16 protein-coding genes are annotated in these 24115 nt (G+C 71.7%); 8 read left to right on the top strand and 8 right to left on the bottom strand.

The genetic code is table 11. The features are described 5' to 3' along the window. Window positions 1-10: 10 nt before the first annotated feature. Window positions 11-4198 (top strand): ATP-dependent RNA helicase HrpA, encoded by a 4188-nt coding sequence (gene hrpA / locus VDQ83_RS03605; RefSeq protein ID WP_455433894.1) that lies wholly within the window; start codon window positions 11-13, stop codon window positions 4196-4198. A gap of 186 nt (window positions 4199-4384) precedes the next feature. On the opposite strand, the gene VDQ83_RS03600 is transcribed toward hrpA, so the two are convergent. From VDQ83_RS03600 to pqqA, 7 genes are all read right to left on the bottom strand, one after another. Then, window positions 4385-6160: a chloride channel protein gene (locus VDQ83_RS03600; RefSeq protein ID WP_455434005.1), complete on the bottom strand. Its 1776-nt coding sequence runs from the start codon at window positions 6158-6160 to the stop codon at window positions 4385-4387. A 16-nt stretch (window positions 6161-6176) separates the two neighbouring features. Beyond that, a complete protein-coding gene (locus VDQ83_RS03595) occupies window positions 6177-6689 on the bottom strand; it encodes a hypothetical protein (RefSeq protein ID WP_455433893.1) in 513 nt (170 codons plus the stop codon). 148 nt (window positions 6690-6837) lie between these two features. Further along, window positions 6838-7959, bottom strand: coding sequence for a pyrroloquinoline quinone biosynthesis protein PqqE (pqqE, locus tag VDQ83_RS03590; RefSeq protein ID WP_455433892.1), 1122 nt, complete (start codon window positions 7957-7959; stop codon window positions 6838-6840). Next, window positions 7956-8234: a pyrroloquinoline quinone biosynthesis peptide chaperone PqqD gene (pqqD, locus tag VDQ83_RS03585; protein WP_455433891.1), complete on the bottom strand. Its 279-nt coding sequence runs from the start codon at window positions 8232-8234 to the stop codon at window positions 7956-7958. The genes pqqE and pqqD overlap by 4 nt, the downstream gene beginning before the upstream one ends. Beyond that, window positions 8231-8977: a pyrroloquinoline-quinone synthase PqqC gene (pqqC, locus tag VDQ83_RS03580; RefSeq protein ID WP_455433890.1), complete on the bottom strand. Its 747-nt coding sequence runs from the start codon at window positions 8975-8977 to the stop codon at window positions 8231-8233. Before pqqC ends, pqqD begins: the two co-directional genes overlap by 4 nt. Before the next feature lie 25 nt (window positions 8978-9002). Beyond that, the gene (gene pqqB, locus VDQ83_RS03575) at window positions 9003-9902 is read right to left on the bottom strand and encodes a pyrroloquinoline quinone biosynthesis protein PqqB (protein WP_455433889.1); all 900 of its coding nucleotides are present in this window, start codon (window positions 9900-9902) and stop codon (window positions 9003-9005) included. 61 nt (window positions 9903-9963) lie between these two features. Next, window positions 9964-10044, bottom strand: a complete 81-nt coding sequence (gene pqqA, locus VDQ83_RS03570; protein WP_263398504.1) for a pyrroloquinoline quinone precursor peptide PqqA — start codon at window positions 10042-10044, stop codon at window positions 9964-9966. Window positions 10045-10310: 266 nt separating this feature from the next. Here pqqA and VDQ83_RS03565 point away from each other — a divergent pair, with 266 nt between their 5' ends. Then, complete coding sequence (locus VDQ83_RS03565; protein WP_455433888.1) at window positions 10311-12467, top strand: RelA/SpoT family protein; 2157 nt, start codon at window positions 10311-10313, stop codon at window positions 12465-12467. A gap of 231 nt (window positions 12468-12698) precedes the next feature. After that, window positions 12699-14111, top strand: coding sequence for a hypothetical protein (locus tag VDQ83_RS03560; protein ID WP_455434004.1), 1413 nt, complete (start codon window positions 12699-12701; stop codon window positions 14109-14111). 823 nt (window positions 14112-14934) lie between these two features. Here the strand turns inward: VDQ83_RS03560 and VDQ83_RS03555 are convergent. After that, window positions 14935-17031, bottom strand: coding sequence for a glycosyltransferase (locus VDQ83_RS03555; protein ID WP_455433887.1), 2097 nt, complete (start codon window positions 17029-17031; stop codon window positions 14935-14937). A 93-nt stretch (window positions 17032-17124) separates the two neighbouring features. On the opposite strand from VDQ83_RS03555, the gene mrcB reads away from it, so the two are divergent. The 5 genes from mrcB to VDQ83_RS03530 all read left to right on the top strand — a co-directional run bounded on the left by mrcB (window position 17125) and on the right by VDQ83_RS03530 (window position 24060). After that, a complete protein-coding gene (mrcB, locus tag VDQ83_RS03550; protein WP_455433886.1) occupies window positions 17125-19575 on the top strand; it encodes a penicillin-binding protein 1B in 2451 nt (816 codons plus the stop codon). 16 nt (window positions 19576-19591) lie between these two features. Then, window positions 19592-20110: a tetratricopeptide repeat protein gene (locus VDQ83_RS03545; protein WP_455433885.1), complete on the top strand. Its 519-nt coding sequence runs from the start codon at window positions 19592-19594 to the stop codon at window positions 20108-20110. A gap of 169 nt (window positions 20111-20279) precedes the next feature. Next, on the top strand, window positions 20280-22277 hold the full coding sequence (locus tag VDQ83_RS03540; RefSeq protein WP_455433884.1) for an ATP-dependent DNA helicase: 1998 nt from the start codon (window positions 20280-20282) through the stop codon (window positions 22275-22277). 167 nt (window positions 22278-22444) lie between these two features. Beyond that, window positions 22445-23146: a tRNA (adenosine(37)-N6)-threonylcarbamoyltransferase complex dimerization subunit type 1 TsaB gene (tsaB, locus tag VDQ83_RS03535; protein WP_455433883.1), complete on the top strand. Its 702-nt coding sequence runs from the start codon at window positions 22445-22447 to the stop codon at window positions 23144-23146. Then, on the top strand, window positions 23143-24060 hold the full coding sequence (locus tag VDQ83_RS03530; RefSeq protein ID WP_455433882.1) for an ADP-ribosylglycohydrolase family protein: 918 nt from the start codon (window positions 23143-23145) through the stop codon (window positions 24058-24060). The genes tsaB and VDQ83_RS03530 overlap by 4 nt, the downstream gene beginning before the upstream one ends. Window positions 24061-24115 lie beyond the last annotated feature (55 nt).

Genomic DNA, 24115 nt, shown 5'->3' with positions numbered 1-24115 from the left:
CACCCGATTGATGAGCACTATCGAAAAACAATTGCCCGCCCGCCTGCGCGAGCGCCGCGACGCGATCGACGGGGCGTTGACCCGCGACCGCGGCCGCCTGTTCGGCCTATGGTCGCGCTGGCAGGCCGCGCCCGGCAATCCCGCAGCGGAGGCCGCGTTCGAGCAGGCGCTGGGCCAGTCGCGGGCGCGCTGCGAGGCGCGCGCGGCGGCGCAACCGGCGATCACCCTGGACGAGCAACTGCCGATCGCGCGCGAGGCCGAGCGCATCGTGGCGCTGATCCGTGCGCACCAGGTGGTGGTCATCGCCGGCGAGACCGGCTCGGGCAAGACCACCCAGCTGCCGAAGCTGTGCCTGGCCGCCGGCCGCGGCGCCGCCGGCATGATCGGCTGCACCCAGCCGCGGCGCATCGCCGCGCGCGCGGTGGCCGCGCGCGTGGCCGAGGAACTGCGCACGCCGGTGGGCGGGGCGGTCGGCTTCCAGGTGCGCTTCAACGACCGGGTCGGCGAGGAGACCCGGATCAAGTTCATGACCGACGGCATCCTGCTGGCCGAGATCGCCAGCGACCGCTGGCTGTCCAGCTACGACACGATCATCGTCGACGAGGCGCACGAACGCAGCCTCAACATCGACTTCCTGCTCGGCTACCTCAAGCAGCTGCTGCGCAAGCGCCCGGAGCTGAAGGTGATCGTGACCTCGGCGACGATCGACACAGCGCGCTTCGCCGAACATTTCGACGGCGCGCCGGTGATCAGCGTCGAGGGCCGCACCTTCCCGGTGGAAGTGCGCTACCGGCCGCTGGAAGAGCCGGGATTGGAGAGTGGGGATTCGGGATTGGCAGAAGCGCGAGAAGGCCAGCGTTCGCCGCGAACGGCCGTTGCGGTTGCGAATCCCGACTCCCGACTCCCCAATCCCGGCCTCACAGTCAACGATGCGATCGTGGCCGCGGTGGACGAGATCACCCGGCTCGATCCGCGCGGCGACGTGCTGCTGTTCCTGCCCGGCGAGCGCGAGATCCGCGATGCGCACCAGGCGCTGGAGCGGCGCAAGTACCGCGAGACCGAGGTGCTGCCGTTGTACGCGCGGCTGTCCAACAGCGACCAGGACCGGGTGTTCAATCCCGGCCCGCGGCGGCGCCTGGTGCTGGCCACCAACGTCGCCGAGACCTCGCTGACGGTGCCGCGGATCCGCTACGTGGTCGATCCGGGCTATGCGCGGGTCAAGCGCTACAGTCCGCGGCAGAAGCTGGACCGGCTGCACATCGAGCCGATCTCGCAGGCCAGCGCCAACCAGCGCAAGGGCCGCTGCGGGCGCGTGGCCGAAGGTATCTGCTACCGGCTGTACGCCGAGGCCGATTTCCAGGCGCGGCCGGAATTCACTGATCCGGAGATCCGCCGCTCCAGCCTGGCCGGGGTGATCCTGCGCATGCTGCAGTTGGGCCTGGGGCGGATCGAGGATTTCCCGTTCCTGGAGCCGCCGGACGAGCGCGCGGTCGCCGACGGCTGGCAGCAGCTGGTGGAGCTGGGCGCAGTCGGCGAGCCCGACCGGCATGGCCTGCGCAAGCTCACCGAGACCGGCCGCAAGATGGCGCGGCTGCCGGTGGACGTGAAGCTGGCGCGGATGCTGGTGGCCGCGCAGCAGCATGGCTGCCTGCGGCCGATGCTGGTGATCGCCGCGTTCCTGGGCATCCAGGACCCGCGCGAGCGCCCGCCGGAAGCGCGCGAGGCGGCCGACAACGCGCACGCCAAGTTCGCCGATGCGCGCTCGGAATTCGTCGGCATCCTGCGCCTGTGGGACGGCTATCGGCAGGCGCATGAGGAGCTGACCCAGTCCAAGCTGCGCGACTGGTGCGGGCGGCAGTTCCTCGGCTTCCTGCGCATGCGCGAGTGGCGCGAACTGCACCGCCAGCTGCACCTGCTGTGCGAGGAACTGGGCTGGAGCGAGGAGCCGGCGGCGGCCTCGCTGCTGCCGCTGCTGGCCGGCGCCGCGTCGCTGCCGCCGGCGCGCGATGCCGAGACCAATGCGCGGGCCACGCGCGGGCAGCTGCACCGTGCCGCGCGGCTGGCGCGCGAAGGGCGCAGCGAGCCGACGGCTGCGCCGGTCGAGACCAGGCCCGCGCCGCCGGCCAATGCGGCCGACGACGCGCCACGTGCGAGCGAGCGCGAACGCGCCGCCGCCTACCAGGCGCTGCATCGCGCGCTGCTCGCCGGCCTGCCGACGCAGGTCGGCCATCGCACCGAGAAGGGCGATTTCCTGGCGCCGCGGCAGCGCCGTTTCCTGCTGTTCCCCGGCTCCACGCTTGCCCGCAAGCCGCCGCCGTGGGTGCTGCCGGCCACGCTGCTGGACACGCAGAAGGTGTGGGGCCTGACCAATGCCGCGGTCGAGCCGGACTGGGTCATCGCCGAACTGCCGCACCTGCTGGCGCGCAAGCACTTCGACCCGCACTGGTCGCGCGCGCAGGGGCAGGTGCTGGCCTCCGAACAGATCAGCCTGTTCGGGCTGGTGCTGGCGCCGAAGAAGCCGGTGCATTACGGCCGTATCGATCCGCCCGGCGCGCACGAGCTGTTCGTGCGCCAGGGCCTGGTGCCGGGCGAGATCAACACCCGCGCCAGTTTCGTCGCCGACAACCAGAAGGTGCTGGCGCAGGCGCACGAGGAAGAAGCCAAGCTGCGCCGCGCCGGCATCGTCGCCGACGAGGACTGGCAGGCGCGCTGGTACCTGGACCGGATTCCGGGCGAGATCCACTCGGCCGCCGGCCTGGACGCGTGGTGGAAGGCGCTGCCGCCGGAGCAGCGGCGCGCGCTGCACTGGTCGCTGACCGACCTGCTGCCGGGCGAGGGCAGCGAGGCCGATCGCTATCCGAAGTACTTCGCGCTGGGCGACGCGCGGCTGGCGCTGCACTATAAATTCGAGCCCGGCGCGGCCGACGACGGCGTGACCCTGGAGGTGCCGCTGCACCTGCTCAACGCGCTGGATGCGGCGCGGCTGTCGTGGCTGGCGCCGGGTTTCGTCGCCGACAAGGCCGCGGCGCTGATTCGTAGCCTGCCCAAGGCGCTGCGCCGCAACTACGTGCCCGCGCCGGATTTCGCCCGCGCCTTCTACGAGGCGTTCCCGCAGCCCAGCGCCGACGACATCCGCGGCGAGCTGGCGCGTTTCCTGCAGCGCGCCACCGGCGCGGCGCTGAGTGCGTTGGACTTCGACGAGACCACGCTGGAACCGCATCTGCGCATGAACCTGCGGCTGCGCGACGACGCCGGCAAAGTGCTGGCCGAAGCGCGCGACCTGGAGGCGCTGCGCGCGCGCTTCGGCGACCGCGCCGGGCAGGCGTTCGCGGCCCGCGCCGGACGCGAAATGGCCGCCGACGGGCTGCGCGAATTCCCGTCCGCGCCGATCCCGCTGCAGGTGCCGGGCGAAGCCGGCGTGCCGGCGTATCCGGCGCTGGTCGACGAAGGCGAGGCCGCGGCGCTGCGCATCTTCGCCGACCGCGCGCAGGCCGAGGCCGAACATCCGCGCGGCGTGCGCCGGCTGCTGGAGATCGCGCTGGCGGACAAGGTCAAGCAGGCACGCAAGCAACTGCCGGTGTCGCCGAAGACCGGGCTGCTGTATGCGGCGATCGAGTCGCAGGAGCGGCTGCGCGGCGATTTGGTCGATGCGGCGTTGAATGCATTGCTCGAAGATGGCCTGGACGCGATCCGCGACCCCGGCAGCTTCGCCCAGCGCCGCGATGCCGCCGGCAAGCAGCTGTTTGGCGAGGCGATGGAGCGGCTGAAACTGGCCGAGGCGATCATGGGCGCGGCGGCGGAACTGAAGCCGCAGCTGGAATCGCCGCTGATGGGCTGGGCCAGCGGCAACCTCGACGACCTGCGCGCGCAGCTGGCGGCGCTGGTGCATCCGGGCTTCCTGCGCGAGACGCCGGCGACGGCGCTGGCGCAGTTCCCGCGCTACCTGCGCGCGATGATCCTGCGCGCCGAACGCGCCAAGCGCGACCCGGCGCGCGACCAGGCGCGGATGCTGGAATTGAAGCCGTTCGTCGACGCGCTGGCTGCCGCCGCCGCGGCCGGGCGCAGCGGCGATCCGCAATGGCAGGCGCTGCGCTGGGACCTGGAGGAATTGCGCGTGTCGCTGTTCGCGCAGGAGCTGGGCGCCAAGGCCGGGATCTCGGCGAAGAAGCTGGCGCAGCGGGTGGCTCAGGTGCGGTGATTCGGGATTCGGGATTGGGGATTCGTAAAAGCGCAAAGCGCGCGATCAGACATTCGTAGCGCTTCTACGAATCCGATCACGATTCTCCGCTTCTCCACAGCCGAATGCTGGTCATCACGGCCCATCAGACATCGGTAGGCGCTTCTACCAATCCCAAATCCCCAATCCCAAATCCCGGCCTCTCACTCAATCATCCACCCGCTCGCCCATCAGCTCGCGCTGGCGCTTGTCCAGCTCCTCGGCGTAGCGTTTGCGCACGAAGCCTTCGGTCAGCACGCCGAGGATCTGGCCCTGTTCGTCGACCACCGCCAGTTCGTCGCTCTGGGTCAGGTCGAACTGGCGCATCGCGGTGACCACGTCGGTGTCGGCGCGCAGCGCCACGTCGCGGTTGCCGGCGTAGTCGGCGATCGCCGCGTCGGCGTCGACGCCGTCGGCGTAGGCCGCGGCCAGCGTCACCAGGCCGGCGTAGTGGCCGTGTTCGTCCTCCAGTACCACGCGCGTGCCCGAGCCGAGCGGGAAGCGGCGGCGGAACTCGGCCACCGAGGTGGCGGCGGCGAGCGGGTGCACGTCCTTGCGCATCATCCGCCCGGCGCTCAGGTGCTTGACCCAGCCCACGTCGCGCGCGCTCTTGATGGTCTCGCCGCGCAGGTGCAGGCGCCAGGTCGAGAACGAATAGCCGAACACCTGGCGCACGATGGTGTTGGCCACCAGCACCGCCACCATCACCGCGCTGGCCAGCACGAAATCGTGGGTGCCTTCGAGCACCAGCATCGCCATCGTCATCGGCGCGCCGACCACCGCCGCGGCCAATGCGGCCATGCCGGCCAGCGAGGCGGCGGTGCCGTCGACCAGAGCCATGCCGCTGCCCAGGTTCAACAGGCCGGCGAACAGGCCGCCGACCAGCGAGCCCATGAACAGCGAGGCGAAGAACAGGCCGCCGCGGAAACCGAAGCCGAGCGAAATGCCCGAGGCCAGGCACTTGAGCAGCAACAGCATGCCCAGCCATTGCAGCGAGGTCGGGCTGGTCAGGTCCAGGTGCAGCGCGCCGTGCCCGGAGGAGAGCACCTGCGGGGTGATCAGCGCCAGCGGGATCAGCATCAGGCCGCCGGCCACCGGCCGCGCCCAGCGCGGCAGCGGGCTGCGGTTGACCGCCTGCTCGATCGCCGTGACCAGGCGCATCACCGCCACCGCCAGCAGCGCACAGATCACGCCGAGCAATGCGTACAGCGCGTAGTCGCGCGCTTCCAGCGCGGACGCCGCCGAGGCCGGCAGCAGGTAAGGCTGCACGCCGGCGGCCTGGGCCACGAACACCGCGCCCAGCGACGCCACCGCGACCGGCGCCAGCGCCGATGGCGAGTACGCGCCGATCACGATCTCGAACGCATAGAACGCGCCGGCCAGCGGCGCGCCGAACGCGGCGGCGATGGCCGCGCCGGCGCCGGCGCCGACCAGGGTGCGGATGTCGGCGCGGCGCAGGCGCAGGATCCGTCCCAGATGCGAGCCGCTGCCCGCGCCCATCTGCGTGTACGCCGCTTCCAGCCCGACCGAGGCGCCGCAGCCGTTGGACAGCAGGGTCTGCGCGGACACGATCAGGTTGTCGCGCATCGACATGCGCCCGCCGTACAGTGCGTTGGCTTCGACCGCATCGATCAGCTGGCGCTTGCGCGCGCGTGCGGCCATGCCGAGCAGGCCGACCAGCAGCCCGCCCAGCGGCAACACCAGCAACTGGCCCAGGCTCAGTTCGGGCAGCGCACTGAGCCGGGCGTCGGCGTCCAGGCCGTACAGCCAGGCCTGTGCGTGATGCGCCAGGCCGCTCTGCAGCAGGGTCAGCAGGCCGGCGATCAGGCCGACCAGCAGCGCCAGCGCGATGAACCAGACGTCGCTGGCGCGGAAGCGCCGGCGCAGCGCGTCGGCCAGGCTGTGCGAGGCGTCGGCCAGGCCTAGCCGCGGGTGCTGGCGCACGTTCACGGCACGCGCCTTACTTGACGCGTCGGACCTTGGCCTGGGTGTTGTAGGTGTCGACCTGCATGTACCACACGCCGGCGATGCCGGGCTTGATCCGCACCTTGGGCGCGCTGCGGTGCACGCTGCTCAGGCTGGCCGATTCGGTCTGCTCCCATTCCTGGCCGTTGGCCAGCACATAGCGGCGGCCCTTGGAGAAGCCGGTGAAGTCGCCGATCAGGGTGCTGACGATCGGTTCCTGGCTGCCGAAGTCGAAGAAGCCGCGGTTCTTCACGATCACTTCCTGGCGGCCTTCTTCCTTGGCCTTCTCCAGCGCCACCGCGGTTTCCTTGGCGACCTTGCCCTGCAGCCAATCGTTCAGCGCGGCCAGTTCCTGTGGCGACAGTTTGTCCAGGCCGGCGGCCTTGAACTCCTGCGCCGACATCTGCGTCTGCAGGTCGCCGGCGACGGTGCGTTGGGCGGCGGCGGGAGCGGCGGACACGGCGAGCGCCGCGCACAGGACCAGGGGAGTGAGGCGCGCAAGCAGCATGGCGGGATCCGGGCAGTGGGATGCGGGCTAGTGTAGTCGCAAGCCGCGCCGCCGGTGCCGGGTGGGTGGCGGCGCGCCGTCGTGCCGGGTTGCGCGCCATCCACGCCGTCGCCGATCGCCGCTGGCGCAGGCGGGCAGGGCCTCTCGCTCAGCCGCTGCTGGGCTCGGCGGCGGCGTGCGGCCGAGCCGGGCGCCGGTACACGAAGGCCGGCGCCGCGTCGGCCGCCTCGCGCTGGGCCAGCGCCTGCAGATCGGCGTGCTCCGGCGCGCGCTCGCAGACCGGGTCCAGGGTGGCCGCGTCGCCGCTCAGCGCCAGCGCCTGGCAACGGCAGCCGCCCCAGTCGATCTCGCGCTTCGGACAGCCCTGACAGACCTCCGGCATCCAGGCGGTGCCGCGGAAGCGCACGAACGCCTCGCCGTCCTGCCAGATCGCCGCCAGCGGCCGTTCGCGCAGGTTCTCGAACACCATGTCCGGCAGGGTTTCGGCGGCGTGGCAGGGCAGCACGTCGCCGCGCGGGGAGATGTTGACGAAGCGCTGGCCCCAGCCGCCCATGCACGCCTTGGGCCGGTGCGCGTAGTAATCGGGGGTGACGAAATCGATGGTCAGGCGCTCGCGCAGGCGCTCGCGCGCGGCGGTCACCGCGACCACGGTGGCGTCGATCTGCGCGCGGCTGGGCATCAGCGCGGCGCGGTTGCGCAGGCCCCAGCCGTAGTACTGGGTGTGCGCCACTTCCAGGCGCTCGGCGCCCAGTTCCAGCGCCAGTTCGATCATCGCCGGCACCCGTTCGGCGTTGTGGCGGTGGATCACCGCGTTGATCGTCAGCGGCAGGCCGAGCGCGGTGACCGCGGCGGCGAACGCGCGTTTCTTGGCCAGACTGTCGCGGTAACCGGCGATGAAGTCGGCGCCGGCGGCGTCGGCGTCCTGCACGCTCAGTTGCACGTGCTCCAGCCCGGCGTCGGCGAGCTGCGCCAGCATCGGCGCGCCGCCGGCCACGCCGGAGGTGATCAGGTTGCTGTACAGGCCCAGCGCGCGCGCATGCGCCACCAGGTCGGGCAGGTCCTTGCGCAGCATCGGCTCGCCGCCGGAGAAATGCGCCTGCAGCACGCCCATCGCCGCGGCCTGGTCCAGCGCCGAGCGCCAGCCGGCGGTGTCCATCTCCTCGCGCAGCGCGGCCAGCGCGATCGGGTTGGAGCAGTACGGGCAGGCCAGCGGACAGCGGTGGGTCAGCTCCAGCAGCAGCGACAGCGGCGGCGGCACGGTCGCGTTCATGCGCGCAGCAGGCGTTTGTCGTGCAGCTGCGCGGCCAGCTCGAGCACATCGCGCTCGACCTCGGCCGGGTCGGCGTCGAACTGCGCGGCCAGTTCGGCCGCGATCGCCGCGAGGCTGCGTACGCCATCGCAGCGCGACACGATCGCATGCGCGATCTCGTCCAGTTCGATCACCCGTTCCGGCGCCAGCAGCACCCACTGCGCGCGGGCGCGGTCGTGCTGCAGGCGCACGCCCGGCGGCAGCCGCGGGCAGCTGGCCGGCGCCAGCGCGCTCATGCCACCGCCTGCGCCGGCGCGGCGGCGAACGCCTCCGGCCAGGCCACGGCGGGTTGCACGTAGGCGAAATGCAGCGCGTCCAGCTGCGACCACAGCACGCCGCACTTGAAGCGCAGCGCGTCCTGCACCAGCTGCTGCTTCTCGACCGTGTCGGCGTGGCGCTTGACGTAGTCCAGGGCGAAGTCCGAATCGCGCGGCGCCTCGTGCAGGCGGTGCTCGAAATACGCCAGCGCCTCGCGCGAGACGAAATCGTAGTGCTGCAGCATGCCGGCGACGCGGCGGCCGATGATGCTCGGCGCGAACAGCTCGGTCAGCGACGAGGCGATCGCCTCCAGCAGGCTCTTCTCGCGCACGAAGTGCAGGTAGGCCTGCACCGCGAAACGGGTGCCGGGCAGCAAGGCGCGGCCGGACTGCACCAGCTCGCGGTCCAGGCCCAGCGCGTCGGTCAGGTGCAGCCAGCGCGCGATGCCGCCTTCGCCCTCGGCGGTGCCGTCGTGGTCGACGATGCGCTGGCGCCAGATCCGGCGCAGCGCCGGATCGTCCATCCGCGCCAGGATCGCCGCGTCCTTCAGCGGGATGCAGCGTTGGTATTCGTAGCGGTTCAGCGCCCAGGCCTGCACCTGGCCGCGGTCGAGCCGGCCGCTGTGCAGCAGCGCGTGGAACGGGTGCTGATCGTGGTACAGGCGCGCGCCGATCGCGCGCAGTTCCGCTTCCAGCTGGTCGGGGCTGAGCAAAGCGCTCACGGGCGGATGCTCACAGGTGGATGGCTCACAGCGCGATATCCATGCCGTCGTGGGCGACGTCCCAGCCGTGCGCGGCCACCGCCGCGCGTTCGGCCGAGCCGGCGTCGAGGATCGGGTTGGTGGTGTTGATGTGGATGAAGACCTTGCGCGCCACGTCCAGGTCGGCGAACGCGCGCAGGGTGCCGGCCTCGCCGTCGATGCTGAGATGGCCCATGCGCTGGCCGGTCTTGGCGCTGACCCCGAGCTGCACCAGTTCGTCGTCGCGCCACAGGGTGCCGTCGAAGAACACCAGCTCGGCGCCGCGCAGGCGCGCGCGCAGCGCGTCGGTCATCGCCGCGCAGCCGGGGATGTAGTGCAGGCGATGGCGGCCGTCGTCGATGGTCAGGCCCAGGGTTTCCTCGTCGGAGCCGGCCAGGTCGCCGCTGTGGCGGCTCTCCATGAACAACGGCACCTTGCCCGGCACCGCGAACGGGGTCACCTGCAGGCCGAGCAGCGACAGCGGCGTGTCCAGGGCGAAGGCATGGCGCTGCACGTAGGCCGGATGCAGCGCGTCGAAGATCGGATTCTGCGCCAGCAGGTCGAGCACGCGGCCGCTGGCATGCAGGTCGAAGCGCTGGCTCTCGCGCATCGACAGCAGGCCGGCGATATGGTCGATCTCGCCGCTGGTCAGCAGCACGGCCTCGATCGGGGAATGGCGCAGGTCGCGTTGCGGCCACAGTGCCGGGGTCGCCAGAAGTTGCTGGCGGAAATCGGGGGAGGCGTTGATCAACAGCCAGCGCTGGTCGTCGGCGCTGACCGCGATGCTGGCCTGGGTGCGACGTTGGGCACCCGCAAGCTGTTGCCATGCCCGCAGGCTCGCGGGCGTATGGCAGTTCCATTGCGGGTGCCCTCCGCCGGCCGCCGATCCCAATACGATGAGGTGCATCCGGTCTCCGTCTACGGCGCCTGGCCGGTCACATCGTCTCGGGAAAGGAGCTAACGCGCGATCAAAGCTCGCCGGAGGCGTAGCAGTTGATCTCCGCGCCGACGCAGATCTCGCGGATCACTGGCTTGTTCCACTGCTTCATGGGCATTCCTCTTCAGAGTGGGACGACAGGGCGACGACGGCGGCATCCGCCTGCGGCGGGGCGACGGCGTCGGCTTCGAGAATAGGCCTGCCCCTCGCCATGGATGTGAAAATTCCGGTAAGGCGGACCAAGTCGCAAGCGCATCACACTGAGCTTGCGGTGCGTATGCGCAACGGACGCCACGGCGGCCGCAGCGCCGCGCAATTGTGGGGAAGCGCGCAAGCGCGCTAGTGTAGGCGGCACTGTTTCGCCACGACTGCCCGTCCTTGAACCACTCTTCCCATCCCGGCCTGGAGGCGCTGCTGCAGCGCCCGGCGGCGGCTGTCCTGGCGCCCGCGCTGCGCGAGGCGCTGCTGCAGGCCTGGCACGCGCAGCCGGAGCAGGCCGCACGCGCGCCGTGGCCGGTGCTGGCCGACACCCTGGACGCGCTGGCGCTGCTGTCCGCCGACGAGGCGGCGCTGCTGGCCGCGTTGTTTTTCGATCTGCCCGGGTTGCGTGCGCACCTGGCGCAGTTGCCGGTGGCGCCAGCGGCGCGGGCGCAGGCGGTGGCCGGCCTGCTCGACGGGCAGGATGCGGCCGACCAGGTGTGGGCGCTGCATGCCGGGCGCGAGGCCGGGCGCAACAGCGAGGGCCTGCGCCGGCTGCTGCTGTCGATCGTGCAGGACCTGCGCGTGGTGCCGATCCTGCTGGCGCGGCAGCTGGCGAAGATGCGCGAGGCCGACAAGCTGCCCGAGGCGCAGCGCCGCGCGCTGGCGCAGCTGACCCGCGACATCCACGCGCCGCTGGCCAACCGGCTGGGCATCTGGCAGCTGAAATGGGAACTGGAAGACCTGGCGTTCCGCCACCTGGAGCCGGACACCTACCGGCGCATCGCGCGCGAGGTGGACGAGAGCCGGGTAGCGCGCGAGCGCTACATCGAGGCGGTCAAGAAGCTCCTGTCCAAGGCGCTGGGCGAGCAGGGCCTGCGCGCGGAGATCAGCGGCCGGCCCAAGCACATCTACAGCATCTGGCGGAAGATGCAGAAGAAGCGGCTGGCCTTCGACCAACTGTACGACCTGCGCGCGGTGCGGGTGATGGTTGACGATGTCGCCGCCTGCTACGCCGCGCTGGGCGTGGTGCACGCGTTGTGGGCGCCGGTGCCCAGCGAGTTCGACGACTACATCGCCCGGCCCAAGGCCAACGACTACCGCTCGCTGCACACCGCCGTGGTCGGCCCGGAAGGGCGCACGATCGAGGTGCAGATCCGCACCCACGACATGCATGCGCAGGCCGAGCTGGGCGTGGCCGCGCACTGGAAGTACAAGGAAGGCGGCAAGGGCGCGGAGAAGGCGTTCGACCGCAAGATCACCTGGATGCGGCAGCTGCTGGAGCAGTCGCAGGACGGCGAGCAGGGCGGGCTGGCCGGTGCGCTGGATGCCGAGCTGGTCGAGGACCGGGTCTATGCGCTGACCCCGATGGGCGAGGTGATCGACCTGCCGCAGGGCGCCACGCCGCTGGATTTCGCCTACCACGTGCACACCATGGTCGGGCACCGCTGCCGCGGCGCCAAGGTCAACAACCGCATCGTGCCGTTGACCCACAAGCTGCGCAGCGGCGACCGCGTGGAGATCCTCACCGGCAAGGAGGCCGAGCCGCGCCGCGACTGGCTGCTGCCGGCCAACGGCTACCTGGCCAGCGGCCGCTCGCGCGACAAGGTGCGGGCCTGGTTCCACAAGCTCGACCGCGCGCGCAACGTGCAGGCCGGCAAGGACCTGCTCGATCGCGAACTCAAGCGCCTGGGCCTGCAGCATGCCGACCTGCTGCCGGCGGCGAAGAAATTCCATGCCGACAGCATCGAAGAGCTGTACATCCAGGTCGCGCTGGGCGACGTCGGCCCCAGCCAGGTCGGCCGCGCCCTGCACGAGGCCGAGCGCGCCGCGGCGCAGCCGGCCGCGCCAGCGCTGCCGCGACCGACCGCACGCCGCAGCGGACTGGCCAAGTCCAAGTTCACCGTGCAGGGCGTGGGCAACCTGCTAGTGCAGTTGGCGCGCTGCTGCCAGCCGGTGGCCGGCGAACCGATCGCCGGCTACCTGACCCGCACCCGTGGCGTCACCGTCCATCGTGTCGATTGCGCCGCCTTCGCCCGGCTCGCCGCCGGCAGCCCGCAGCGGGTGCTGCCGGTGGAGTGGGGCCAGGCCGGCGGCGGCTACGAGGTCGACGTGCTGGTGCGGGCGATGGACCGGCGCTGGCTGCTCAAGGACATCACCAACCTGATCGCGCAGGAGGACGCCCACGTGCTGGAGATCAACAGCGACAACGTGCGCGACAGCGGCCGCGCGCAGCTGCGCCTGCGGCTGAAGGTGGGCGACTACGGCCAGTTGTCGACCCTGCTCGGCAAGCTCGACGCGCTGCCCGGCGTGGACGAGGCACGGCGCCTGGGCTGAGGGCGGGGCGGCAGCGAGCAGGGCGACTGCCTGGCGCAGGATCCGCGATGCCGTGTTGGTGCGGAGGACTCGCCGCAACAGGCCTTCGTCATGCGCGCGCGTTAAGCTTGCGCGGTGAGCAAGCCGCCAGATCAGATCAAGGACGAACGCCGGCGCCCGCAGCGACGGGTGCCGCTGTGGCGCGATCGCCGTGTCTGGCGTTGGGCGCTGGCGGCGTTGCTGCTGGTGGCGATGACCCTGGTGGTGTTCCGCCGCCCGCTGGCCGATCTGCTGTGGCCGGAGACGCGCATCCAGCAGCTGCTCGACCAGGGCCATGCCGCGTTGCGCGCCGGCCGCCTCAGCGCGGCCGACGGCAGCGGCGCGCGCGAGCGGTTCGAGGCCGCCCTGGCGCTGGATGGCGATCGCCTGCAGGCGCGTGCCGGGTTGGCCGCGACCGGCCGCGCCGCGCTCGGCCAGGCGCGTGCGGCACTGGCGGCGGGACGCTATGCGCAGGTGCGCTCGGCGCTGGCGCTGGCGCGCGCGCTGCAGGTGCCGCGCGCCGAGGCCGACCGTATCGAGGCCGCGCTGCGCCAGCGCGAGGCCGCGCATGCCGGACTCGATCAACTGCTGCAACGCGCGGCGCAGGCGCGCGGCGAGGGGCGCCTGGACGGCGCGCCCGATGCGGCGCTGCCGCTGTACCGGCAGGTGCTGGAGTTCGCGCCGGAACGCACCGAAGCGCTGGAAGGTCGCGAGGATGCGTTGTCGGAGCTGCTGCAGCGCGCGCAGGCGGCGCTGGCGCGCGGCGACGTGCCGGCGGCCGCGACGCTGGTCGCCAGCGCACGCGACTACGACCCCGGGCATGTCGACCTGCCGGCGGCGCAGGCGGCGCTGAACCGGGCATTGGAAGCGCTGCAGCGCGAGGCCGAACTGGCCCTGCGCCGGCAGCGCCTGGACGCGGCGACGCGCGCCTTCGCCAAGCTGCGCGCCGCCGCGCCGGACGCTGCCGGCGTGGGCGACGGCGAGGAACGCGTGGCCGCCGCATACGCGGCGCAGGCCATGCGTGCCGCCGCCGATTTCCGTTTCGCCGAGGCCGAGCGAGCCGTGCAGAAGGGGCAGGCGTTGGCGCCGGACAGCCGCGCGCTGGGCGATGCGCGGCAGGCGTTGGCGCGCGCACGGCAGAGCCAGGCCACTCTGCAGTCGCGGCTCTCGCCGGCCGAGCGCGCGCGCCGCCTGCAGGTCTTGCTGGCGGCGTTGCAGGCGGCCGAAGCGCGCGGCGACTGGCTGACTCCGCCCGGCGCCAGCGCCTACGACACGCTGCTGGCGGCGCAGGTGCTGGCACCGCGCGATGCGCGCGTGCGCAGTGCCGAGCAGCGCGTGCTGGCGGCGCTGCGGCAGTGCTTCGACGACGAACTGCGCGGCAACCGGGTGCTGGCGGCGAGCGCGTGCTACGACGCGTGGCGGGCGCTGGCGCCGGGCGGCAACGGCGTGGCCGCGGCACGGCGACGGCTGGCGCAGCGCTGGCTCGCGGTCGGCGACGAGCGCTTGAGCGCCGGCGATGCCGAGTTCGCGCGCGAGGCGCTGCGCCGCGCCCGCGCGATCGATCCGGGTACGCCGGAGCTGGCGGCATTCGCGCAGCGCTTGCGGAGTTTGTCGCCTGGGCGCTGAGCGTCTTGCGCAGAGAATCCGATTGCTGCAGGAGGGATGTTGGACCCTTGGGATTCGTTCCGATGGCTGGCGAAGCGCACCGTTCCGTCGCTGTTTCGTCCCGGGCGATGGTGCGAGACCGCCTGGAACCGCTCCTGCTGGCTGCTGGTACGTTGCAGGCTCAAGTCAGGGCAGTGGCCGACGCCGTGGCAGTTCCGAACTTCGCTCGTCGCGACTGAAGTCGCTCCCACAAGAGGCTCGCGGCCAGCGCGCTGGGTGCACTGTAGGAGGGGCTCAAGTCAGGGCAGTGGTCGACGCCGTGGCAGTTCCGAACTTCGCTCGTCGCGACTGAAGTCGCTCCCACAAGAGGCTCGCGGCCAGCGTGCTGGGTGCACTGCAGGAGGGGCTCAAGTCAGGGCAGTGGTCGACGCCGAGGCAGTTCCGAACTTCGCTCGTCGCGACTGAAGTCGCTCCCACAAGAGGCTCGCGGCCAGCGTGCTGGGTGCACTGTAGGAAGGGCTCAGCCCCGGCAGTGGTCGCAGCTGTCGTAGTTTCCGGCTTCGCTCGTCGCGGCTGAAGCCGCTCCTACAGGGGACTTGCGGCGAGCTTGCCGGGTGCACTGTAAAAGGGCTTAGCCCTGACAGTAGGCGAGGCCTTGGTAGTTTCCGGCTTCGCTCGTCGCGGCTGAAGCCGCTCCTACAGGGGACTTGCGGCGAGCTTGTCGAGTGCACTGTGGGAGGGGCTTCAGCCCCGACGCGATACGGTTGAGCGGCGGTCGGTCATTCGGGCCGCTCCGAGCCGCTGCATCTGCGCTGCCGGCAGCGGCCGCCAACGCCGCAACGTCCTAGTCGAGAAACACCTGTCGCACCGTGGCGCGTGCCGCGTCCAGCGAAAAGTGCGTGGCGATGTTGCGCAGGCCATTGCCCGCCAGCGTGTTCCACAGCGTCTCGTCGGTGTACAGCTGCGCCAGTGCGGCGACGAACTGCGGTGCGCTGTCGGCGATCAGCACGTCCTCGCCGTGGCGCAGGTGCATGCCTTCCACCGCGCACGGGGTGGCCACCACCGGCTGGCCGTGGGCCATGCTCAGGTTGACCTTGCCCTTGACCCCGGCGCCGAAGCGCAGCGGCGCCACCGCGATGCGGATGTCGTCCATGTACGGGACGATGTCCGGTACGTGGCCGAGCAGCTCCACCCCGGGCGTGGCCGCGCCGAGGCGGCGGATGTCCTCGGGCATGTCGGCGCCGATGCAGTGGAAGCGCAGTTCCGGCAGCAGCGCGCGCAGCGGCGGGAACACCTCCTGCAGGAACCAGCGCACCGCATCGACGTTGGGCGCGTGGCGGAAGCCGCCGACGAACACCAGGTCGCGGCGCTGCGCCCACGGCAGGCCCGGCCCGGCGACCTCGTGCAGATTGGAGATCAGCGCGGTGCGCACCTGCGGCGCTTCGCGCTGCAACTGCGCGCGTTCGACCTCGCTGACCAGCACGGTGACATCGACCTGGGCCATCACCTCCAGTTCGCGCGCGCGGGTGCGGTCGGCCTCGCGCAGCAGGCGTGCGTCGCCGGCCAGCTCGGCGCCGCGGCGTTCGCGCAGGTAGTGCAGGTCGACGGTGTCGAACAGCCGCCGCGCCTGCGGCGCGAAGCGGCGCAGCAGCGGCAGACATGCGTGGGCGACGTGGTGGCGTACCAGCAGCACGGCGTGGAAGCGCGCGCCATGCTCCTGCAGGAACCCGCTCAGGCTCTTCAGGTACGGCGCGTACCACACCTCCACGCCGAGCCGCTGCAGCGCCTCGCTGTGGCGGCTGGCGTATTCGCGGCCGCTGGGCACCAGCACCACGTGCGCGCCTTCCTGCAACAGCAGGCGGATCAGGTTGAGCTGGCGCAGCGAGGCCGAGTCGCGGTCCGGTTGCGGCAGCGCCTCGTCGATGATCAGTACCTGGCGCTGGTGCCGGTGCAACAGCGCCGGTGTCGGCGTGGTACCTGGCGCCGGCTGCTGCGCCAGCACGTCGGCCCATTTGTCGGCGAACACGCTGCGGTTGCGCACCTGGTAGGCCTTGATCCCGCTGCCGGTATCGGTGCCGTTGCTGGTGCCTTCGTCGTGCAGCACCTGGCTCGCCGGCTGCAGCAGGGTGCGCAGTCCAGCGTCGCGCACGGCGAAGGCGAGGTCGGTGTCTTCGTAGTAGGCCGGCATGTAGCGCGTGTCGAAGCCGCCCAGCGCCAGGAAGCGTGCGCGTTCGATCGCCAGCGCCGCGCCGGCGCCGTAGTCGATGTCGCGCAGGTAGGCGTAGCGCGGATCGTCCGGCGATTCGAAGCGGCCGTAGCTCCAGGCGCTGCCGTCGGCGAAGACCACGCCGCCGGCTTCCTGCAGGCGCCCGTCCGGGTACAGCAGTTGCGCGGTGACCAGGCCGGCCTGCGGCACCTGCGCGAAGGTGTCCAGCAGGGCGTCCAGCCAGCCCGGCTGCGGCACCGTGTCGTTGTTGAGGAACACCAGGTACTTGCCGCGCGCGCGCGACGCGCCGTCGTTGCAGGTGGCGATGAAGCCGCCGTTCTGGCTGCGCACGTGGTAGTGCAGGCCCTGGATCTGCGGCAGCCACTGCACGGTCTCGTCGCTGCTGCCGTCGTCGATCACCAGGATCTCGCAGGCCGCCGCCGGCGGGTGCGTGGCCAGCGCGCGCAGGCAGGCCAGGGTGTGCGCGATGTGGTTGTAGACCGGGATCACGATGCTCGCCAGCGGCGCGTCGCTGGCCGGCACCGCGAATGGCGCGAACGGCCGCGGCGCGACCGCGAACAGCGCGCGCCGCGCCGGCGGCAACGGCTGCGCATGCACGCGCAGGCGCTGCCAGGTGCTGCGCCAGCCGCGCGTGCGCAGGCTGGCCAGGCCGCGCCGGAGCAGGCCGGTCAGGCGGTTCAGGGCGTAGCGCAGGTTCGCCCAGGACATCGACATCCGTTGCAACTCCAGCTTAAACAAAAGGGGACCCGCGCCGCGCTGCCTGCTGGCCTGCGCTAGACTCGCCGGAATTTACATTCTCGCATCCCCGTGCCACGACGCTACGACGACAACGACACCGACGATCAGGACACCGACGATCTCGACAGCGGCGCCTCGCCCTGGCGCCGGCGTCTGCTCACCTGGGGGCTGGCCGCGGCCGCGCTGGGCCTGGGCTTCCTGATCCCGTACACGGTCTATCTGAACAAGCAGGTGACGCAGCGCTTCGGCGAACTGCGCTGGCAGATTCCGACCCGGGTCTACGCACGGCCGCTGGCGCTGGCGCCGGACACGGCGATGGACGCGCAGACGCTGAAGACCGAACTGGACGCGGCCAGCTACCGCGAGGACGCCGGCGCGCAGCGCCCCGGCAGCTACCAGCAGGACGGCAACCGCTTCGTCATCGCCAGCCGCGGCTACGTCGACGTGGACGGCCGGGTCGCGCCCAAGCGGGTGGAAGTGAGCCTGTCCGGCGGCCGCGTGGCGGCGCTGCGCGATGCGCAGACGCGCAAGTCGCTGACCGCCGCACGGCTGGATCCGGCGCGCATCGCCACCTTGTACGGGCAGAAGCAGGAAGAGCGGCGGCTGGTACGGGTGGACGAAGTGCCCGAGCTGCTGGTCACCGGGCTGCAGGCGGTGGAAGACCGCGACTTCAACTACCACCACGGCATCGACCTCAGCGGCATGGTGCGCGCAGCGTGGGTGATGGTGCGCTCCGGCGGCAAGAGCCGGCAGGGCGCCAGCACCCTGACCCAGCAGCTGGCGCGCAGCGGCCTGCTCGGCATCGGCAAGGAGCAGACGCTCACCCGCAAGTTCAACGAGATCCTGTACGCGCTGATCATGGAGGCGCGCTACGACAAGCGCACCATCCTGGAGGCCTATCTGAACCAGGTGTACCTGGGCCAGCGCGGCAGCCAGGCGATCCACGGCGTGGCCTCGGGCGCGGAATTCTGGTTCGGGCGCGAACTGGACGCGCTGCCGCCGGAACAGGTGGCGCTGCTGATCGGCCTGGTCAAGGGACCGTCCTACTACGACCCGCGCCGCTATCCCGAGCGCGCGCTGGACCGGCGCAATTTCGTGCTCGGCAAGCTGCGCCAGAGCGAACTGATCGACGAGCCCACCTACCGCCAGGCGCTGGCCGCGCCGCTGGGCGTGCCGGCCAATCCGGGGCTGGTCGCGGCCAACAGCTTCCCGGCGTACGTGGACCTGGTGCGCCGCCAGCTGGCGCGCGACTACCCGGAAAGCGCGCTGCAGGGCGCCGGGCTGAGCGTGCTGACCGGCATGTCGCCGTCGGCGCAGGCCTATGCCGAAGGCGCGGTGACCCGCACCCTCAAGTCGCTGGAGAGCAACAAGAAGCGGCCGCCGCTGCAGGCCGGCCTGGTGCTGACCGATACCCACAACGGCGACGTGCTGGCGGTGGTCGGCAGCCGCGACGTGTCGCAGCCCGGCTTCAACCGCGCGATCGAGGCGCAGCGCCAGGTCGGCTCGCTGCTCAAGCCGTTCGTGTACCTGCTGGCGCTGGCGCAGCCGGACCGCTATTCGCTGGCCAGCTGGGTCGACGATTCGCCGGTGACGGTGCAGCTCAGCCGCGGCAAGCGCTGGACCCCGGGCAATTCGGACAACCGCAGCCACGGCACGGTACGCCTGGTCGATGCGCTGGCGCATTCGTACAACCAGGCCACGGTGCGGATCGGCATGCAGGTCGGGCCGGAGCGGGTGGCGCAGCTGGTCAAGGTGCTGGCCGGGCTCGAGGCCGAGGTCAATCCCTCGCTGATCCTGGGCGCGACCGACCAGAGCCCGTACGCGATGACCCAGCTGTACCAGTTCCTGGCCTCCGGCGGCGAGATCCAGCCGCTGCACGCAGTGCGCGGCGTGCTCGATCCGCAGGGCAAGCTGCTCAAGCGCTACGACAAGGCGCCGGCGCCGGCGCAGGAAGGCGATTCGGTCGCCGCCAACCTGGTCGGGCTGGCGCTGCAGCAGGTGGTCAGCAACGGCACCGCGCGGCAGCTGCTCGGCGACGGCCTGGGCAAGCTGTCCCCGGCCGGCAAGACCGGCACCAGCAACGATGGGGTGGACAGCTGGTACGCCGGCTACACCGGCGACCACCTGGCGGTGATCTGGATCGGCAACGACCAGAACAAGCAGACCGGCCTGTATGGCGCCACCGGCGCGATGCGGGTGTGGTCGGGCATCTTCGCGCGGCTGCCGAGTTCGCCGCTGAAGGTGCAGGGCAAGGGCATCGACTGGCAGTGGATGGACCCGGCCGGCAGCAACAGCACCGACCCCGGCTGCCCCGGCGCGCGCCAGTTCCCGTTCGTGGTCGGCTTCGCCCCGGCGTACGCGCCATGCGCGCCGCCGCAGGCGCTGCCCGAGGAAGCGCAACCGGCCGAAGGCGAGAGCCAGGGCCAGGGCCAGGGCGGCGGCTGGCGCAGCTGGTTCGGCCTGGACAAGAAGAAGGAAACGCCGCCTGCCGACGCGGCGTCCACACCGCCAGCGCAATGATCCACGGATGCCTGCCATGACCCGATACGCCCCCGCCATCGCCGCCCTCAGCCTGCTGCTGGCCTCCTGCGTCAGCGCGCCGCCCCCGCCGCCCCCGCCGCCGGTGGACACCACCACGCCGGCACAGCGCGTCGCCGCGATCGAAGCCAGCGGCGGCGTCGACGACACTGAACTGAGCGTGCAGCCGCTGCGCGATCCGCAGGTCGAGGATCTGCGCGACAGCGCCAAGCGCAAGCGCGCGGCCGGCGATCTGGCCGGCGCCGCGGCGGCACTGGACCAGGCCCTGCAACTGGTGCCGGAAGACCCGGCGCTGCTGCAGGACCGCGCCGAGCTGGCCTTGCTGCTGAAGGACGACGCACAGGCCGAGGCCTTCGCCAAGCGCGCCATCGACCTGGGCTCGCAGACCGGCCCGCTGTGCCGCCGGCACTGGGCCACGATCGAGCAATCGCGGCTGGCGCGCGGGCAGAAGGAGAACGCGGCATCCGCGCATGCGCAGATCGAGCGCTGCACGGTGGCGGGGGTGAAGCGGTATTGAGGGTGAAGCCGGGACCAGGGACCGGGGACCGGGGACCCGGAACAGCGCAAAGCCAGCGGATTGATTGCAGGTGCGCTGCGCCGGCCGATCGCTGAATCCACCATCAGATCGCAGCAATCGCTCCTCCGGGTCCCTGGTCCCCGGTCCCCGGTCCCGAGTCCTCCTGCCAATGTCCCTCAGCCACGCCAGCACCGAAGCGCTCAGCGAAGGCGGTGCGCTTGCCCGCCAGCTCGATGCGTTCGTGCCGCGCGCGGCGCAATTGCGTTTGACCGCGGCCATCGCCGAGGCGTTCGAGCAGCGCGACGTGCTGCTGGCCGAGGCCGGGACCGGCACCGGCAAGACCTATGCGTACCTGGTGCCGGCGCTGCTGTCGGGATTGAAGACCATCGTCTCCACCGGCACTCGCGCGCTGCAGGACCAGCTCTACCACCGCGACCTGCCGCGGGTGCGCGCGGCGCTGGGCGTGGGCCTCAACAGCGCGCTGCTGAAGGGCCGCGCCAACTATCTGTGCAAGTACCGGCTGGAGCAGGCCAAGGGCGAGCCGCGCTTCACCGCGCGCGAGCAGATCGCGCAGTTCCAGCGCATCGTCGCCTGGGGCGGGCGCACCCGTTTCGGCGACATCGCCGAACTGGAGGCGCTGCCCGACGACTCGCCGCTGCTGCCGATGGTCACCTCGACGATGGACAACTGCCTCGGCACCGAATGCCCGTTCTGGAGCGAGTGCTTCGTGGTGCAGGCGCGGCAGCGCGCGCAGGCCGCCGATGTGGTGGTGGTCAACCACCATCTGCTGCTGGCCGACCTGGCGCTGAAGCAGGAGGGTTTCGGCGAGATCCTGCCCGGCGCGCAGGCCTTCGTCATCGACGAGGCGCACCAGCTGCCGGAACTGGCGGCGAACTTCTTCGGCGAGAGCTTCGGCATGCGCCCGCTGCAGGAGCTGGCGCGCGACTGCCTGGCCGAGAGCCGCCACGTCGCCGGCGCGCTGGCCAGCCTGCAGGCGCCGGTGCAGGCGCTGGAACAGGCCTTGCGCGAACTGCGCGCGGCGATGGAAGGGCTGCCCACCCGCGGCACGCAATGGCGCTTGCTGGCCAAGCCGCAGGTGCGCGACGGCTTCGATGCGCTGCTGGCGGAACTGGCGCGGCTGCAGGAGAGCCTGGCGGTGCTGCGCGAGGCCTCGCCCGGCTTCGACGCCTGCGCCGCGCGCGCGCAGGAGATGCGCGCGCGGCTGGGCCACTGGCTCGGCGACGATGCGCCGATCCCGGATTTCGATGCCGAGCCGGCGCCGCCGTCCAACGACGTGCTGTGGTACGAACTGAGCGCGCGTGGCTTCCGCTGCCAGCGTACGCCGCTGGACGTGTCCGGCCCGCTGCGCATGCATCGCGAGAAATCGCACGCGGCCTGGGTGTTCACCTCGGCGACGCTGGCGGTGAAGGGCGATTTCGAGCACATCGCCACCCGCCTGGGGCTGAGCGATCCGATGACCTTGCTGCAGCCCAGTCCGTTCGACTGGGCGCGGCAGGCGCTGTGCTACCTGCCGGCGCTGCCGGACCCGAACGCGCGCGGCTTCGGCACCGCGCTGATCGCCGCGCTGCATCCGGTGCTGCAGGCCTCGCAGGGCCGCGCCTTCCTGCTGTTCGCCTCGCATCGCGCGCTGCGCGAAGCCGCCGAGGCGCTGCGCGACGGGCCGTGGCCGCTGTTCGTACAGGGCGAGGCGCCGCGTGCGACCTTGCTGCAACGCTTCCGCGAGTCCGGCAACGGTGTGCTGCTCGGCTCGGCCAGCTTCCGCGAAGGCGTGGACGTGGTCGGCGACGCGCTGAGCGTGGTGGTGATCGACAAGCTGCCGTTCGCCGCCCCGGACGATCCGGTGTTCGAAGCGCGGCTGGACGCGATCCGCCGCGACGGCGGCAACCCGTTCCGCGACGAACAGCTGCCGCAGGCGGTGATCGCGCTGAAGCAGGGCGTGGGCCGGCTGATCCGCAGCGAGACCGACCGCGGCGTGCTGGTGCTGTGCGACCCGCGGCTGCTGTCCAAGTCCTACGGCCGCACCTTCCTGGAGTCGCTGCCGCCGTTCGCGCGGACCCGCGATGTGGAGGAGGTGCGGGCGTTTTTTGGCAGCCGGGACCAGGGACCGGGGACCGGGGACCCGGACGAGCGGTTGGTTGGGGTTTGATGGTGCACTTGGGGATCGCCCGTTGGGCGTGCCAGCGCGGTGGCAATGCACTGCAGGCCTTGCGCTCTTCCGGGTCCCTAGTCCCAGGTCCCCGCGCCGGCTTCAATGAATTAAGCTTTGCGCCCTTCCGGGTCCCTGGTCCCCGGTCCCCGGTCCCGGCTCCCCCAATGAACATCCTCGCCTTCGAAACCGCCACAGAAGCCCTGTCCGTCGCCATCCATGTCGATGGCGCGGTGCTCGAGCGCTTCGAACTCGCGCCGCGCCGGCATGCCGAGCTGGCGCTGCCGTGGGCCGAGCAGTTGCTGGCCGAGGCCGGTATCGCCCGCAGCCAGCTCGATGCGATCGCCTTCGGCCGCGGCCCCGGCGCGTTCACCGGCGTGCGCCTGGCGATCGCGCTGGCGCAGGGCATCGCGCTGGCGCTGGACCTGCCGGTGCTGCCGGTGTCCACCCTGCACGCGCTGGCCTTGCGCGCGCCGGGCGACGCACCGCGCGTGCTGGCCGCGATCGATGCGCGCATGGGCGAGATCTACGCGGCGACCTTCGTGCGCGACGCCGACGGCCTGCACGCGCTGACGCCGGAGCAGGTGCTGGTGCCGGACGTGTTCGTGCTGCCCGATGCGGACGCGCACTGGCACGGCGTCGGCACCGGGCTGGCGGCGATCGAGGGCACGTTGCAGCGGCGCCTGGGCGCGCAGCTGCGCAGCGTCGATGCGCAGGCGCTGCCGCATGCCGCCGACGTGCTGACCCTGGCGCTGGCCGCCTATGCGCGCGGCGAAGCGATCGCCCCGGAACGCGCCGAACCGGCCTACCTGCGCGACAACGTCGCGCTGACCCTGGCCGAGCAGCAGGCGCAGCGCGCCGCGCGATGACCGCGGCCGAAGACGAGCGCGCGCGTTTCCGCGGCTGCCTGCTGGGCCTGGCCGTTGGCGATGCGCTGGGGACGACGCTGGAATTCAAGGCGCCCGGCAGCTTCGCCCCGATCGACGACATGATCGGCGGCGGTCCGTTCGATCTGCAGCCGGGGCAGTGGACCGACGACACCTCGATGGCGCTGTGCCTGGCGCACAGCCTGCTGTACCGCGAAGGCTTCGACGCCGCGGACCAGATGAACCGCTATTGCAACTGGTACCGCCATGGCTACCTCAGCAGCACCGGCGCCTGCTTCGACATCGGCAACACCGTGCGCCAGGCGCTGGAGCGCTACCTGGAAGGGGAAGGGGCCTTCAGCGGCAGCGACGATCCGCGTTCGGCCGGCAACGGCTCGCTGATGCGGCTGGCGCCGGTGGCGATGTACTACGCGCATCGCCCCGAGGTGTTGGCCGAACGCGCGGCGGACAGTTCGCGCACCACGCATGCCGCCGCCGAGGCGCTCGATGCCTGCCGGCTGTTTGCCTTGCAGTTGCGCGCCGCGCTTGTTGGCGGCAATCGGACGCAGGTGCTGCACGCGCAGGATGTGGCGTTGGAGACGCCGGCGCTGCGCGCACTGGCGGTGCGCGACCACGCTACGGTGCCGGCGGCGCACATCCGCGGCACCGGCTATGTGGTCGACGCCCTGTCGGCGGCGCTGTGGTGTTTCGCGACGACCGACAGTTTCGCCGATGCGGTCTTGCGTGCAGCCAATCTCGGCGACGACGCCGATACCACCGCGGCGATCTGCGGGCAGCTGGCCGGCGCGTTCTACGGCATCGACGGCATCCCCGCCGCCTGGCGCGCGCGCGTGCAGGATGCGGCGGAGATCGTCGTGCTGGCCGATCGTCTGCATGCAGCCAGCATCGCCCGATGAGGGTTGGCAGGCAGGCCGACCGTCCCTGGTCGGCGCCCCCGAAGACCGCAAGCGG

Source organism: Xanthomonas sp. WHRI 7945 (assembly GCF_035026585.1).
Note: the sequence above shows the minus strand (reverse complement) of the source record. Positions and strands in the feature narration are given on the sequence as shown.